This is a genomic window from Paenibacillus sp. E194 (assembly GCF_000935845.1).
GTDB lineage: Bacteria > Bacillota > Bacilli > Paenibacillales > Paenibacillaceae > Paenibacillus_B > Paenibacillus_B alvei_B.
The window spans coordinates 18,570-33,003 of record NZ_JMDX01000042.1 but is presented as its reverse complement, the minus strand read 5'-3'; the positions used below and the strand labels follow the sequence as shown (position 1 = coordinate 33,003).

12 protein-coding genes and 1 pseudogene are annotated in these 14,434 nt (G+C 48.1%); 9 read left to right on the top strand and 4 right to left on the bottom strand.

Annotation, left to right across the window (positions count from 1 at the left end; all coding sequences use genetic code 11):
* A partial coding sequence (locus tag AZ66_RS08380; protein ID WP_044354421.1) for a citrate/2-methylcitrate synthase occupies positions 1 to 403 on the bottom strand: 403 nt, incomplete at its 3' end.
* Between the two features lie 109 nt (positions 404 to 512).
* Between AZ66_RS08380 and AZ66_RS08375 the strand changes: the two genes are divergently transcribed.
* The 3 genes from AZ66_RS08375 (at position 513) to AZ66_RS08365 (ending at position 3,280) form a co-directional block, all read left to right on the top strand.
* Positions 513 to 1,388, top strand: a complete 876-nt coding sequence (locus tag AZ66_RS08375; protein WP_021262631.1) for a LysR family transcriptional regulator — start codon at positions 513 to 515, stop codon at positions 1,386 to 1,388.
* 94 nt (positions 1,389 to 1,482) lie between these two features.
* The gene (locus AZ66_RS08370; protein WP_036621621.1) at positions 1,483 to 2,190 is read left to right on the top strand and encodes a response regulator transcription factor; all 708 of its coding nucleotides are present in this window, start codon (positions 1,483 to 1,485) and stop codon (positions 2,188 to 2,190) included.
* Positions 2,171 to 3,280 carry a sensor histidine kinase gene (locus AZ66_RS08365; protein ID WP_021262629.1) on the top strand — a complete coding sequence of 370 codons (1,110 nt, stop codon included), beginning with the start codon at positions 2,171 to 2,173 and terminating at the stop codon, positions 3,278 to 3,280. Before AZ66_RS08370 ends, AZ66_RS08365 begins: the two co-directional genes overlap by 20 nt.
* A gap of 37 nt (positions 3,281 to 3,317) precedes the next feature.
* Here AZ66_RS08365 and AZ66_RS08360 read toward each other — a convergent pair whose 3' ends face one another.
* Entirely contained in the window at positions 3,318 to 3,629 is a 312-nt protein-coding gene (locus AZ66_RS08360) for a hypothetical protein (protein WP_044354418.1), read from the bottom strand.
* Between the two features lie 277 nt (positions 3,630 to 3,906).
* On the opposite strand from AZ66_RS08360, the gene AZ66_RS08355 reads away from it, so the two are divergent.
* The 3 genes and pseudogenes from AZ66_RS08355 to AZ66_RS08345 all read left to right on the top strand — a co-directional run bounded on the left by AZ66_RS08355 (position 3,907) and on the right by AZ66_RS08345 (position 7,595).
* Positions 3,907 to 4,869 carry a D-alanyl-D-alanine carboxypeptidase family protein gene (locus AZ66_RS08355; RefSeq protein WP_036621619.1) on the top strand — a complete coding sequence of 321 codons (963 nt, stop codon included), beginning with the start codon at positions 3,907 to 3,909 and terminating at the stop codon, positions 4,867 to 4,869.
* A gap of 35 nt (positions 4,870 to 4,904) precedes the next feature.
* The gene (locus tag AZ66_RS08350; RefSeq protein WP_044354417.1) at positions 4,905 to 5,678 is read left to right on the top strand and encodes an ABC transporter ATP-binding protein; all 774 of its coding nucleotides are present in this window, start codon (positions 4,905 to 4,907) and stop codon (positions 5,676 to 5,678) included.
* Positions 5,650 to 7,595, top strand: a pseudogene (locus AZ66_RS08345) (ABC transporter permease). Before AZ66_RS08350 ends, AZ66_RS08345 begins: the two are co-directional and overlap by 29 nt.
* Before the next feature lie 193 nt (positions 7,596 to 7,788).
* Here AZ66_RS08345 and AZ66_RS08340 read toward each other — a convergent pair.
* Positions 7,789 to 8,778 carry a glycoside hydrolase family 130 protein gene (locus tag AZ66_RS08340; protein ID WP_021256311.1) on the bottom strand — a complete coding sequence of 330 codons (990 nt, stop codon included), beginning with the start codon at positions 8,776 to 8,778 and terminating at the stop codon, positions 7,789 to 7,791.
* Between the two features lie 296 nt (positions 8,779 to 9,074).
* A complete protein-coding gene (locus tag AZ66_RS08335) occupies positions 9,075 to 10,115 on the bottom strand; it encodes a LacI family DNA-binding transcriptional regulator (RefSeq protein ID WP_044354416.1) in 1,041 nt (346 codons plus the stop codon).
* Positions 10,116 to 10,479: 364 nt separating this feature from the next.
* Here AZ66_RS08335 and AZ66_RS08330 point away from each other — a divergent pair, with 364 nt between their 5' ends.
* The 3 genes from AZ66_RS08330 to AZ66_RS08320 all read left to right on the top strand — a co-directional run bounded on the left by AZ66_RS08330 (position 10,480) and on the right by AZ66_RS08320 (position 14,426).
* Complete coding sequence (locus AZ66_RS08330) at positions 10,480 to 11,049, top strand: hypothetical protein (protein WP_044354415.1); 570 nt, start codon at positions 10,480 to 10,482, stop codon at positions 11,047 to 11,049.
* Positions 11,050 to 11,093: 44 nt separating this feature from the next.
* Positions 11,094 to 12,641, top strand: a complete 1,548-nt coding sequence (locus AZ66_RS08325) for a methyl-accepting chemotaxis protein (protein ID WP_231586782.1) — start codon at positions 11,094 to 11,096, stop codon at positions 12,639 to 12,641.
* Positions 12,642 to 12,770: 129 nt separating this feature from the next.
* Entirely contained in the window at positions 12,771 to 14,426 is a 1,656-nt protein-coding gene (locus AZ66_RS08320; RefSeq protein ID WP_052648441.1) for an extracellular solute-binding protein, read from the top strand.
* Positions 14,427 to 14,434 lie beyond the last annotated feature (8 nt).

Sequence of the window (14,434 nt, the reverse complement as noted above, 5' to 3'; positions counted from 1 at the left end):
GTTGCTTGCGATACAGGTTCGCGATGATAGCAGGCATCATCGCCGTTAACGCCATCGCTTGTTCAATGTGTGGAGCCCCTTCGTATACAGTTGTTCCTAGTACAGAGACTGCGGTGCGCAGCTGGCTCATCAAGTTCATGTCTGAAGGAAGTTGGCTCAAGCAATGGATGACAGGCTCAGGCAGCTGTCTGCAGCGCACCCAGGCCGCTTTGAAGGATTGCAATTCTGCTGAGCTCGGCAACGTGCCGTACCAGAGTAGGTAAGCAACTTCCTCGAAGGAATGCCGAATGGCAAGTTCTTTAGCATCATATCCGCGATAAAGCAATATACCGGCATTGCCGTCAATGAAGCTCAATTCGGTTTCTGCTGCAACAACACCTTTTAACCCCTTGTCAACCATCATTTCCCTCCTCCTTTAATATGTATTATTATATACATGGTGTCTGATTAAAAATATTGAAACGTTTTTATTGATTTAATAGGGAATCTTAATCAATAGGGAGCCGATGACGATGGATTTGAAATGGATACAAACATTTGTGCACGCTGCTGCGCATGAGAATTTCCGTCGCACTTCGGAGGAATTGTTCATCTCGCAGCCAACGGTAACGATCCAGATCAAGCAGTTGGAGCAATATTTGGGCTCGCCTTTATTTAAACGAGTAGGACGCAGAGTAGAATTGACCGAGGAAGGACGGCGATTTCTTCCGCATGCGAAACATCTGTTGTCCGTCCACGAGGAAGGTCTGCAGGAGCTGCATCGCTTCAAGCAGGGCTATACCCGCAGATTGAATCTGGCGGTATCGCCCCTTGTAGCGGCATATCTCATCCCACATGTCTTGAATCGCTATGTGCATGCTAATCCTGATGTAGAGGTTCAAGTTCAGGTACTGGAATCGAAGCAAATTGCCGATGCGGTGCTGCAGGATCAGGTGGATCTTGGATTATCCCGAATGTGGGCAAGTGATGCGCGGCTTACCTGTGATATATTGGGGGAGGACGAGGTGGTGCTTGTTGCGCCGCATGATGGGCATGATGCAGAGACGGCTTCTCCGCTCCAGCTCGGAGATTTGCTGGCGAATCATATGCTGCTCACTTATAATCATCCTGAATATTGGGAGCCGCTTATGCAGGAGATGCAGATGAGATATCGATACATGCGAACAATGCTTGTTACCCAAGTGCATGTAACGAAGCGGTTCATTGAGGAAGGGCTTGGTATTTCGTTCTTGCCTGAGATTACGATTCGTCGTGAACGTATGGAAGGTAGATTGCTGCAGGTGGATTGCTCGGAACTGATGCTGCCTACCGCAAGAACGTATGCGGTTATGAAGCATAATGTTACAGAAGGACAGCGTTTTCTGGAATTTTTCCGTGGATTCATGTAAATAGGAGATGAGGCTGCTAGTGGTTGCCGTTGAACCGGGACGGTATTAACGGTATGCTAGTGCCAACAATGTTGAAGGTGGAAGCAGGAGGGTAATGGGTGTGACAAATATATTAATTGTCGACGATGATAAAGAAATCGCTGGCTTAATCGATATTTACTTGAAAAATGAAGGATATTGCACGCATAAGGCATACGATGGTGTGGAAGCATTGGACATCCTTCAGCATGAACCTATCGAACTGGTCATTCTCGATGTGATGATGCCGAGGCTGGATGGGCTTGCGGTATGCCGCAAAATTCGGGAGAACCAAGCGACGCCAGTTATGATGCTGAGCGCTAAGTCGGAAGATATGGATAAGATCATGGGTCTTATGACAGGTGCGGATGATTATATGACGAAGCCGTTCAATCCATTGGAGCTGGTAGCACGCGTGAAATCGCTGCTCCGCCGTGCTTACTTATTGAACTCGCAGCTTCAGTCTCAAGCACAGCCGGTGGATGTCATTCGCGTTCAGACGATGGACATTAACAAGTCGACCCATTCGGTGAAGGTGGATGGACAAGCGGTACATTTAACGAGTGTGGAATTCGATATTCTCTACTTAATGGCGAGCAACCCAGGAAGAGTATTCAGTGCGGAAGAGCTGTATGAACGAGTATGGAAAGAGAATTTCAATGGATCGCACAATACGGTGGCGGTTCATATCAGCAAGCTGCGGGACAAGCTGGAATCGAGCGGTGGAAAACTCATTCAGACCGTATGGGGAGTAGGGTATAAGATTGAAGACACCATGGTATAGTAGCCTTCGATGGAAGATGCTGTTCACCTTCGTGCTGAGCATTATATTGGCATTGATAACAGCCTACCTCATGCTCGGTCTAGCCATGTTTATGTACAGTTACTTGCAAATTGATCTTCTTAATGTCTTGTTTCGGGCATTGGAGCGAGTATTCGGAATCGTTGCGCCGCTCATTGTCGTTGGGTTGGCATTGTTCGTCGGTATCTATTTTTTACTGAATCGCAAATTAATCAAAAGTATGGAGCAAATTACAGCAACGGTTCAGCGTATGGCGGATGGCAATCTGGATGCCCGCTGCACCGTCTCCACGGATGATGAAATTGGCAGGCTTGCGGATAACATTAATCGTATGGCCGAACAGATTAAGCTGTCGCTGGAAGAGGAGCGCCTTGCCGAACGTACCAAAAATGAACTGGTTACAAGCGTATCGCATGATCTTCGCACACCGCTTACCTCAATCATGGGCTATTTAGGGTTGGTTGAGCAGGATCGATATAGGGACGAAGTAGAGCTGCGCCATTATACGAATATTGCTTATGAGAAGGCCCAGCGCCTGAATGTCATGATTAATGATTTGTTCGAATATACCCGCATGAATGGCGGGATGACGCTGCATACGAAGCCGCTCAATATTGTGGAAATGGCAGGTCAGCTGTGTGTACACTATCGTTATCCGATGGAGCAGGAGGGACTGACCATCTCGATGCACAGTGATGAGGATCAGTACTGGATCGAGGCGGATCCAGATAAGCTGGTGCGTGTATTCGACAACCTGCTTACCAATGCGATGCGCTATGCGCCGCGTGGATCTGCAGTGGGAATATTCCTTCGCAAGCGGGGGACTCGAATTATGATCTCTGTTCACAATAGCGGTGAGCCTATACCAGCTCATGATCTGCCGCATATTTTTGATCGCTTTTACCGCGTGGAGAAATCAAGATCGGAGCATTCGGGTGGTTCTGGGCTAGGTCTTGCGATATCCAAGACGATTGTAGAGCTGCATGGGGGAACAATTGAAGCGATAAGCAATCAGGAAGGCACCTATTTTGTCGTTGAGATTCCAAGCTCCGTTCCCCCATTATATGAATAAGAACCGAAGGCAGGACAGCCTTCGGTTCTTGTTCTACTTATGCTTCGTTATGGCAGTTGTCGTTATGGCTGGAGTACTTCGACATATGGGAGTCGCCCGATCCGTGACGTGGTACGTCTCTGTTCGCATTGCCCATACGAGATTCACTCATTCGGGATTCACTCATACGAGATTCATTCATATGGGGGTCACTCATATGGGATTGTTCCATATGGTGTTGTTGCATGTCGTAAGCTGATGCTGTGCCGGATTCTGTCTCTCCTGCACCTGCGAGTCCCTCATATACGGTATTGCCAAGCAAGAGGCTTCCTCCCAAGATGAGAACAGCGGCTAAGATGTTGCGTTTCATAAGGTATACCTCCTCGATATGTTACATATTTCACAATCATATGTCTATTATACCTGTTCGAGCCGACTAATCCCCCCTACTAAGGTCTAGAATTAATAAGATTTATACATATGGTAAATTCCACATAACCTTTTATACCGTCTTCTTCATATTTTCTTCATCTTTCATTCATTTTTCTTCATTTCTGCTTAGCACTTTATTAAGTCCATTCGGTTATCCTGATATCTATCACGGGAAGACATGCGAATGCATGATAACAGGATAAGGGTGGATAATCGTGAGATTGAATAGGAAAAGATGGCTGTTCGCAGGCTGCATCGCCGCTGCTGGTATTTGGTTCATACTGCAACCTTACTCAGGACAAATCAAACAAAAGATATATAAAGTAGTGTCTGATAGCGTGCACACTGTAACTGGGCAGAATGTATTTGCTTCAGGAAGCCTGGATGCTCAGGCAGCGATCGTCATCAATCAAGATACAGGTGAAGTTCTATACGGGATGAATGCTGATGATCGGCTCGCACCGGCCAGCACGACCAAAGTGATGACCGCGCTCCTCGCCATCGAGATGGCAGACATGAATGAACAGGTGACCGTAGGGCAGGAGGTGCTGCTTGCCAATCCGGGGGAGAGCTCGGCAGGGCTGCGCTTCGGGCAGCAATTGTCGTGGAAAGACTTGCTGGAAGCGATGATGCTGCCGTCCGGGAACGATGCGGCGAGAACGGTTGCCGTTCAATTGGGACGTCAGGTACGCGCCGATGCATCCTTAGATGCGGAAGAAGCGATCCGCGTGTTCGTTCAATGCATGAATGATCGGGCAGAGGAGCTCGGCCTTCGCAACACACATTTTATGAATCCACATGGATTGCACGATGCGAACCATTATAGTTCAGCACATGACTTGGCTGTTATTGCGAAGGAAGCGATGAAGAGCAAACTCTTCCGTGCCATTGTAGGCCAATCCACTGCAGATGTGAAGCTCGTGTCCGAGAACATGGAGAAGATCATGAAGTCGTATACGAATCGGAACCGACTGCTGCAGCAGGAGAGCGAATATTATTATGAAGGATCAACAGGCATTAAGACAGGATTCACCGATCAAGCCGGATACTGTCTAGTCTCCGCTGCAGAGCGCAATGATCACCGAATGATTACAGTTGTACTGCATTCCGGTTCGAATAGCGTCTGGACAGATGCGAGGGAACTGCTCGATTATGGATTTGGACAATATGCTGGATGAATATGGGAATCACGTGAATAGGAGTGGAATCGAAGATGACAATGGTAGAAGTGAGGAACTTAAGTAAGACTTATGAAGGAAAGGTAGCCTATCAGGCATTGTCCAATATTAATCTAGGTATTGAGCAGGGGGAATTCGTAGGCATCATGGGGCCTTCCGGAAGTGGGAAAACTACTTTGATGAATATGATTGCAACCATTGACGCGCCTTCGTCTGGCCAAGTGTTGATTCATGGCAATAATCCCTTCCAATTATCACAGGAGAAGCTGGCTCTATTCCGCCGGCGTGAGCTCGGATTTGTTTTCCAATCCTTTAATCTATTAAATACGTTGACCGTTAAGGAAAATATCGTACTTCCCTTAACACTGGACGGGGTAGAAGTGGAGAAATTGCACCGCAAGGCGAATGCGCTGGCAGAGAGGCTTGGCATTACTGCATTGCTGAACAAGCGAATTTACGAGATTTCTGGAGGGCAAGCACAGCGCGCAGCTATCGCACGCGCCATTATTCATCAGCCGAAGCTGCTGCTGGCGGATGAGCCGACTGGAAACCTGGATTCGAAGTCATCGCGAGCTGTGATGGATACGATGTATCAGTTGAACAAGGAGGAGGGGACGACGATGCTCCTTGTTACCCATGATGCGATGGCGGCAAGCTATTGTGATCGCGTTGTCTTCATTAAGGATGGTCAGCTGCATCATGAAATTACTCGCAGAGGCAGTCAGTCCATGTTTATGCGCAGCATAATGGACGTGCTGTCCGTGATGGGAGGCAATCCGAATGACGTTCTCACAACTAGCTATTCATAATATCACTCGCAACAAGCGCATGTACGCCGCTCATTTCTGGAGCAGTACCTTCTCGGTACTGATGTTCTTCACCTATTCTTTGCTCTTGTTCCATCCCGATTTGAATGGAAAGATCCAATCTTCCAGTGAGACACTTAGCGAACTCGGGATGATGGGACTGCGGGTGTCGCAGGTGCTGCTGATCGTGTTTTCTTTTTCTTCATCTTATATTCGGTAGGTTCGTTTTTGAAGACACGGAACAAGGAATTCGGCATTCTCATCATACATGGAATGTCTCCTAAGCAATTTCGCAAGCTGGTGTTCATGGAAAATATGCTGATTGGCTGCGCCTCCATTGTGGCAGGCGTATTGCTGGGTGTCATTTTCTCAAAATTGATCCTCTCCGGGATATCTGAACTTCTGGCGATTGATAAAGGCTTAACGTTTTATGTACCAGTGAAGGCGATAGGCACAACGTTTATCGCATTCTTGATCCTCTTCCTGCTGATATCGATCGTGACTACTCGGATGGTAAGGGTGCATCAACTCATTAATCTGCTCAAGGGATCGGACAAGCCGAAGCCTGAACCTAAGGCGTCGATAGGACTGTCGGTGCTGGCCGTCTTGCTCGTCGGAGCGGGCTATGCGACGGTGTTTTCCTTTGCTACAGGCATCACGTTTTCGTTCCTTGTACTTCTGTTAGGGGTGGTGCTGACTGTAGTCGGGACGTATTTTCTGTTCACGCAATTCGCGGTATTTGCACTGCGAATGTTGAAGCGGAGTGAGAGGCTGTATTTCAAGAAGACGAATCTCTTGACGCTCTCTGAACTGGGATATCGGTTGAAGGATAATTCACGCTTGTTCTTTATCGTTGCTGTAATCTCGGCGGTTGCATTTACTGCGATTGGTACGTGTACGGCAATCGGCAATCAAGGGTTAGCGGAGATGACGAACCCGTATGCATTTACGTATTATTCGTATCAAGGAAATAAACAGGAACAGGCCCATGTGAGTCTGATTAAACAAAAACTGGAACAATCGCAATTGCCTTATCGAGTTGGCGCAGCTACCTTGAAATTTGCAGGTAATGATGTCACGGTCATGAAGTTGTCCGATTATAACAAGCTGGCAACAGCCCTTGGATATGAGCAAGAAGCGATTACTGCTGATAATGAAGCATTCCTTGTGCCGACTTCAGTCATGGGGGAGCGAGTATATAGTAAAGAAGGATTTGAAGAAGTTGTTCAACTTCTCGAAGACACGAATCGATTTGCTTTTCAAATTATGAAAGCTGTACCCCATCAAGTGCTGCCGCAGGATTATGGGATCTTTCGGCTTGTTGTGGTAACGGATGATGCTTATGAGCAGATACCTGATCGGGATGAGTCAGGCCAGCAATCCTATACGGTCTATGGATTTGTGGTGGATCAGTGGGGTAAGCTCGGGGATGCGACGGAGCAGATAACGAAGCAGTTGCTTGCGAACCAAGCAGGAGAGCAGGGCGAATCCATGAAGAATCAGTTTAGGGCACTGTACCCGCAGTGGGTAGCGGCCAAACAGGCAAATGGATTACTGCTGCTCGTGAGCGTACTCATTGGTGTGGTGTTCTTCACCTTTGCTGCAAGCTTCTTATACTTCCGATTATATACGGATCGCAGTCGGGATCAGCAGCAGACCGAGATGCTGTCCAAGATGGGGTTGACTCGCAAGGAACTGAATCGCGTCGTGACACGACAGCTGCTGGTTATGTTCTTTTTGCCGCTTCTCATCGCAATTTTGCATAGTGGGGTTGCGTTTGCAGCGCTGCAGCAGTTGGTTCATTTCTCTGTTGGGGAAAGTACAATTAAAGTGCTCGTTAGCTTCACAGTAGTTCAAATCATTTACTTCTTCGTCATTCGATGGCGCTACGTGCGGCAATTGCGCAGTGCGATGGTGTAAGACTGTACATTCGAAATAATCGGATCTTCCTTATTGCGCCTTATTGCAAATTATTGCACAAAACCCCCTTGCGCTGGCCGCTTATTGCGATCAGATGCAAGGGGGTTTTTGATCATAGGTATAGGGGTTGCAAAGAAAGGAAGAGCCCTGTAAGTCGGTGCTGCTCCCCAGCAGTCTTTGCTTACAGTATATCTTACTTCACGCGAGAATTATTCTTCACGAATTCAATAATCTCATCAACATAACCGAATGCAAGAGCAGTAACCGTGTCAGCTGCGCCATAATAAATCGCGATACGTCCTGTTGCTGCGTCCACAAGCGATGCGCAAGGGAATGCAACGTTAGGCACGTCGCCTACGCACTCGTACAATGTGGAAGGCTGCAGCAAGTATGGTTCGCTGCGGTATTTTACTTTCCAAGGCTCATCCAGGTCGAGGATCGCTGCGCCGAATGCATATACGAATCCGTTACAGGAGTTCAGGACGCCATGATAGATCATGAGCCAGCCTTCGCTTGTTTCGATTGGAATTGGACCTGCGCCAACTTTCTTGCTCTGCCAGCCGCCCATTGGAGCCATTACGTGACGGTGACGACCCCAGAATTCCATATCAGGGCTCTCACTGTAGAAGATGTCGCCGAATGGTGTATGGCCTGTATCGGACGGACGGCTCACCATTGCATAGTTGCCGTTAATTTTGCGCGGGAACATAACTCCGTTGCGGTTGTAAGGCAAGAATGCATTTTCGAGCTGATGGAATGTCTTGAAGTCATATGTGTATGCCACGCCGATTGTTGGGCCGTGGTAGATGTTGCACCAAGTTACATAGTAGCGGTCTTCGATCCAGCATACGCGTGGGTCGTAGCCTTCGATGAAATTGCCGATTTCCGGATCGTCACATTCAAATGTAAGCGGCTCGTGGTTGATGTCCCAGTTAATGCCGTCTTTACTGAAGCCAGCATGCAAACGCATGTAGCGATTGCGATCGTCGCAGCGGAATACGCCGGCGAATCCGCCTTCGAACGGAACAACAGCACTATTGAAGATACTGTTCGAGTTAGGCAGCAAATCACGTGGAATTACTGGGTTCTGGCTGTAGCGCCACAATACGTCGCGATGTCCTTCAGGACGTTCTTCCCAAGGCATGTTCGGAATATCTGGACCGATGATCTTAATTTGGCTCATGATGCAAACCTCGCTTTGCGTAGTAAGTATGAAACCTGTGCTGATCAAGTGCAGGTGACAGATGTTGAGACCAAAAGAATAGGTGAGAGCCTTGTTCTTTATTGATGTCGTGTGCAATGTCAACTGAACTTGTAACACAGCATGTGTCAATTGTCTATCGAAACGCAATGACAGCGTTTCCGAATAACTAAAGAGTAAAACACTAAGGTTACAATGTCAAGTAAATATTGTGCATTTACTGTGCAAATAATGTGCAAAAGCGTGTTACATATCGAATGTGGATGTGCAAATGTAAACTAAATCAGACTGTGTACTGAATCGCGCCATTCTACCTCCACGCCGATGCGAATAAGTTCCTTCGGACGATGCGGGTGGTCAATGCGCCATACGATCTGTTCTCCGGCGCGCATGCCGAGCTCTTCCTTCGGAACATGTACAGTCGTGATGGCGGGATGAACAAGCACCGATTCGGCAATGTTGTCGAATCCGGTAATGGAGATATCCTCAGGTACGCGCATGTCGCTTGCCTTCACAATTTGCATGAAGTCGACAGCAATATTGTCATTCACACATACGAAGGCCGTTGGCTTATCCTCCATCCGGGAATAGGCTGCGGACAGTTCCTCTTCATTGAAATAATGACGCTTCATGGAGTTAATGATGCACCAAGATTCATTGACGCTCAGCCTTGCCTCAGACAGCGCACGATTGAAGCCTTCCCACCGTTCGCGGTAGCTGAGGCAGGAGCCGATATCGCCTACAAAGCCGATCTTCTTATGTCCACGTGCAATCAATTGTTGCGTTAGGGCATATACGCTATGGGCATTGTCTACGAGCATAATATCGCTGCCCAGCATGCCGAAGTTGAAGTCCGCATACGTATCGATGAACATCGAGGCAATGCCTAAACGTTCGATTAGCTCATAGTACTCCCTCAAGAAGGGGCCGATCATAATAACGCCAGCAGGCCGCTGCTGCACGAATAGAGAAGGCAGCTTCTGCTCACGCTCTTCTTCCATGTCAATAATCGTCATCGCCAGGGAGTAGCCAGCTTCCTTCAAGGTTGTATTCAATCCTTTGATGAAGCTAGACCAATAGTGGTTGCCCATATAATCCGAATGAGTAAGCAGGGACACGATACGATTGGTCGAGCTGATTCCTTCCGCAGCTTCGAATTGATGGAATTTGGTATAGCCCAGCTCGACGGCTTTCTTCATGATGCGGCGTTTCGTGTCATCGCGCATGTCAGGATCGTTGTTCAACGCCTTCGATACGGTATTGCGTGATAAGTTCAGCGCGTCGGCAATATGTTGTTGAGTTACTTTGGATTGTGACATCTATAAATCGCTCCGATTACGAATGGATTGTGTCTAAATTAACATTGTTACAAGTATATAGGAGGTTTACATTTATGACAAATGTAAAGTTGCGGTCGTGAAGATGATTGGATAGCGGCATAGACTGGAACCAAATCTACAGGATGTGAGTATATATTCATATATAATTGGGTCGTTGGAACGAATTTTGAAATAGGGAGTTGGCATTACAAGCGATCGTTTTTACAATGAGACAGAGAAGTGTGATTTCAGAAAATAACTCTCTTTTTCATGGATTTTTTTGAAAAAAGATTTTTGTAATCATTCCTTTACCTGTGACCGATAACAAATTATATAAATTTTTACATAAAGGAGTTACAGGGAAATGCATATTTCGGTGAAAAGCGAACAACAGGTGCAGCTGTATCGATCCATTTGGACAACAGTCTGGAAGGAGATGGGCTTTGAACTGGAATCCGCTGCACATCCGTTGGATCAGGTTATCGTGTTCAACGAGGCAGGGGTTGCTGTAGGAACATTCGAACTGAAGCTGTACAGGGAGAGTGCGCGTATGTTGAACGAGGTCGCGCCGTTCGCGGAACAGCCGGAGGTGATGAACGCCCCAGAGCAGGTGGCTGAAGTGGACAAGGTAGCTTTGCTGAAGGAACATCGCGGTCATAATATCGATCGGCTGCTATCTTCAATCGTTCATTACTCGCGTAAGCATGGGATCTTGCAGTGCGCTTGTCTGCTGGAACCGGTATTCGCACGTGCGCTGCGTGTGTCATTCCATGTACCGATGCGCAAGGTTGGGAAGAAGAAGTTCTATAAGGGAGACGATGTCATTCCTACCCTTATTCATGTCGGTGCAATCTGGCAGAATCCAGCCAAGTTCGACTGGTTAATTCCAGAACAGGAACAAGTGGAATTTCACTCAATTCCTATCACCTGTTAGCCGATATAATAAGGTGTTGAAGTTAACGGAAATGCAGAAAAGTAATGGTTAACGAACTGACTAGACAAGCTGTTAACGACGATCACTCGATACATAGAAAGTTGGTAGATGACGTGAATGAACTAACGATTCTTGACAGGCGCAATCGCCTGTTTGTCAAGATCATATGGACAATGCTTGCGATTGGAATCATCGGGGATTTGGCTGCAGGTATTGTCGGCACCATGCTGTACGTGCTGATTGGTTTTGGAGCGGTGGCTTGTGGATTAGCAACGTTCTTAACCTACAAGCGCATTGGCGTAAAGTATGTGATGTACTTAATTCCGGTATTTCTGTGCTCGCTTGTCCTGCTGCTGATGAAGTCGGATCCGAATCCGATCTTCAGCACGTATTTGTTATTCTATGTCGTAATCAGCTTGATGACTTTATATCAGAATTATCGTCCTATCGTCTTTACCGGCGTTGTCAGTATGATAATGACGGTATACGTATTCTATGATCCATTCCTGAATGAGAAGCTGTTCACGCGAGAGCCGCTCCTCTATTTGCTTATGTATCTGCTCTTCGTGACGATTGCACTCAGTGCTTCGGCGGTGTTCAGTCAGAACTTGCAGCGGCAAGTGGCGGAACGAGGAACGGAAGCGCTGAAATCGAAGGAGCAAGCAATAGAACTGCTTAGACAAATTCAATCTTCGGTTACGATGCTTAATGAATTCAGTCATGAGCAGAAGCTGCGTGCAGAATCGACAGGAACGATCTCGCGTGAAGTTACAGAGACATTCGCGCAAATATCGGCAGGCTTCGAACAACAAACGATTAGCCTGCAGCATATCGGAAGCTCTGTGGAATCCGTGGAGCGTTCCGTTAGTCACGTTGCGAACGGGACGAATCAATTGGAGCAGGTTGCATCAACTACACTGCAATTGGCCGAGCAGGGCAGTGGCCAGATTGGCACCCTTGTCGGTGAGATTGACCGTGTGAAGCGTACAGTGGAACAGACTGTGCAAGTGATGGACGCACTGAATGCGCAGACGGAGCAGGTCGGCGATATTGTCAGTACCATTAGTGATATTTCCGCACAGACGAACTTGCTGTCCTTGAATGCGGCGATTGAAGCTGCACGAGCAGGCGAGCATGGCAAGGGCTTCGCAGTAGTGTCGGGAGAGGTTCGCAAGCTGGCTGACCATGCGAAGAAAGCGACTGAGGATATTGCAACCATATTGGAAACGATACGAACTCAGATAAGTGCCGCAGCAGAGCAGGTACAGCGTGGACAATCTGCCGTCGTATCCAGTGTAGAGACTACTGGGCAAGTGGAGCAGATTATGCGTACGATCACGGATAACACCGACCAGGTGAACCGTCAGTCGGAAGCGATGCATGAAGCCGTTCGCGACCTTCAGACACAGTACTCCAATATGGCACAAGGTGTTGTGACGATTACGAACAGCACGGAGGAGCATATGGCCTCTGTGGAAGAGGTGCTAGCGAATATGGAGCAGCAGCATATGGATATTCAGGCGCTTGTTGATGGATACAGCCGATTAGACAAGCATGTCAGTGATTTGAAGTGTCTGTCCACAGAAGAATAAATAGATGAAAAAAGGGTCTATCAGAGAGTGCAATCTGATAGGCCCTTTCTGTATGATTAAGGGAAAGCATGTAAGTATAATCTTCCACACAGGTTGATGGAGGTCAGGTATGGAGAGGGGAGTGCAAGTATGCGGATGAAGCAGCGGGGAGAGGCGAGCAGGGCTAGAAACATGCTGATCAAAATGTATACGCTTACATCACTTGGGTTAGCTGTTATGCAGCAGCCGATTCTTGTGTACAAGAAAGTCGGGATGATGGCAGGAACTGCATGCTTATTGCTGCTGATTGGATGCAGTGGGCAGGTAGGGCAGTCGAAGGTGGCGGAACAGCGTTCTTTGCTGCCTAAGGTTACGGTTGTATTGAATAGTCTCGGCATAGGGTTCCCAGAGTCGTTGACGGAGAATGATAATCCGTATGTAACCGACATCGAGGCGAAGACGGGTCTTCAAGTAGAAGTGATCATTCCCCCATCACATCGGTATGAGGATCGCGTCGGTGTCATGATGATGTCGAACCATACACCAGACTTGATCAGCATCACGGATGCGAATTGGGTCTCCTTCTACGCACGGAAGCAGATGCTGACACCGCTTGACCACCTGCTTGCCCGATACGCGCCGAAGCTGAAGGAACGGATTCCTCCTGAAGTGTGGGAGCAGGTGTCCTTTAACGGCCAGATATATGCGATTCCGAGCCTGCATGAGGGCAGGGGGCAGGAGATGATATATATTCGCGAGGATTGGCTGGAACAGCTCGGACTTGAACCTCCGACTACTCTTGCGGAGATGGTGAATGTGATGCGTGCCTTTACTTCGCTCCGTTCGGACGACAATGGGTCGCACGATATTTATGGTACCAGCTTCATTGAAGAGTTGGGCCGCACCTCACCGTGGTTCGGTGCATATGGAGTGCAGCTCGATCAATGGATGGAACGGGATGGCCAGCTCGTATATTCCAATGTGCAGCCAGAGATGAAGGAGGCCCTTGCCTTCATGCGAACGATGGTTCAGGAGGGGCTCGTAGATCCATTGTTCCCGATTCAAACACAGCGTGGATTGGAGAGGCAGGTTGTGAACGGGAAGCTGGGGCTGTTCACGGGAACATGGTACGATACCCGCGGTGTGCTGGAGAGGAGCAAGGCGCGGGAACCGCGTGCAGAATGGATCCCCCTTCCTTTCCCGAAGGGCCCTGGAGGAAGTGGAACCTTTGCGCTGCCTCAAGTACGAAGCTATCAAGTAATTCCTGCTACCAGCTCTCACGCGGTGGAGGTGTTGAAGCTGCTTAACTATATCGGCGAGGAGGGAAGGGATACCCTCAAGCTTGGATTCGAAGGAGACGTGTGGGCTTGGAAGGAGGGGAAGAGGGTGACCAATATGGAGCGCCATAATCAGGATCATTATCGCGGACTCTATGCTAATTTGGCGGATATGCCTGATGAGGATTACACCCGATCTCGGCTGGATTCGTTAGGCATTCAATACCAGTTATACGATAATCTTCGATTTACATCCATGCATGCACGTCCAAGTGCTTTTCGTTCGCTGCCGACACCAGCGATGACAAGATATGCACCGTTACTGCAGAAGAAGAATGATATGCTCATCGACATTATTCTTGGCAATCGACCACTTGAGGATTTCGACAGATACGTGTCGGAATGGATGAATGAAGGCGGGCGCGATATGACGAAGGAGGCCAATGACTGGTATCACTTTAGTCGCAACCAAATTGGAAGTGAGCCGCCGCCCATTCAGTCTGAACGCAGTTCTAAGCACGGAGGGTGAGTGCTAAT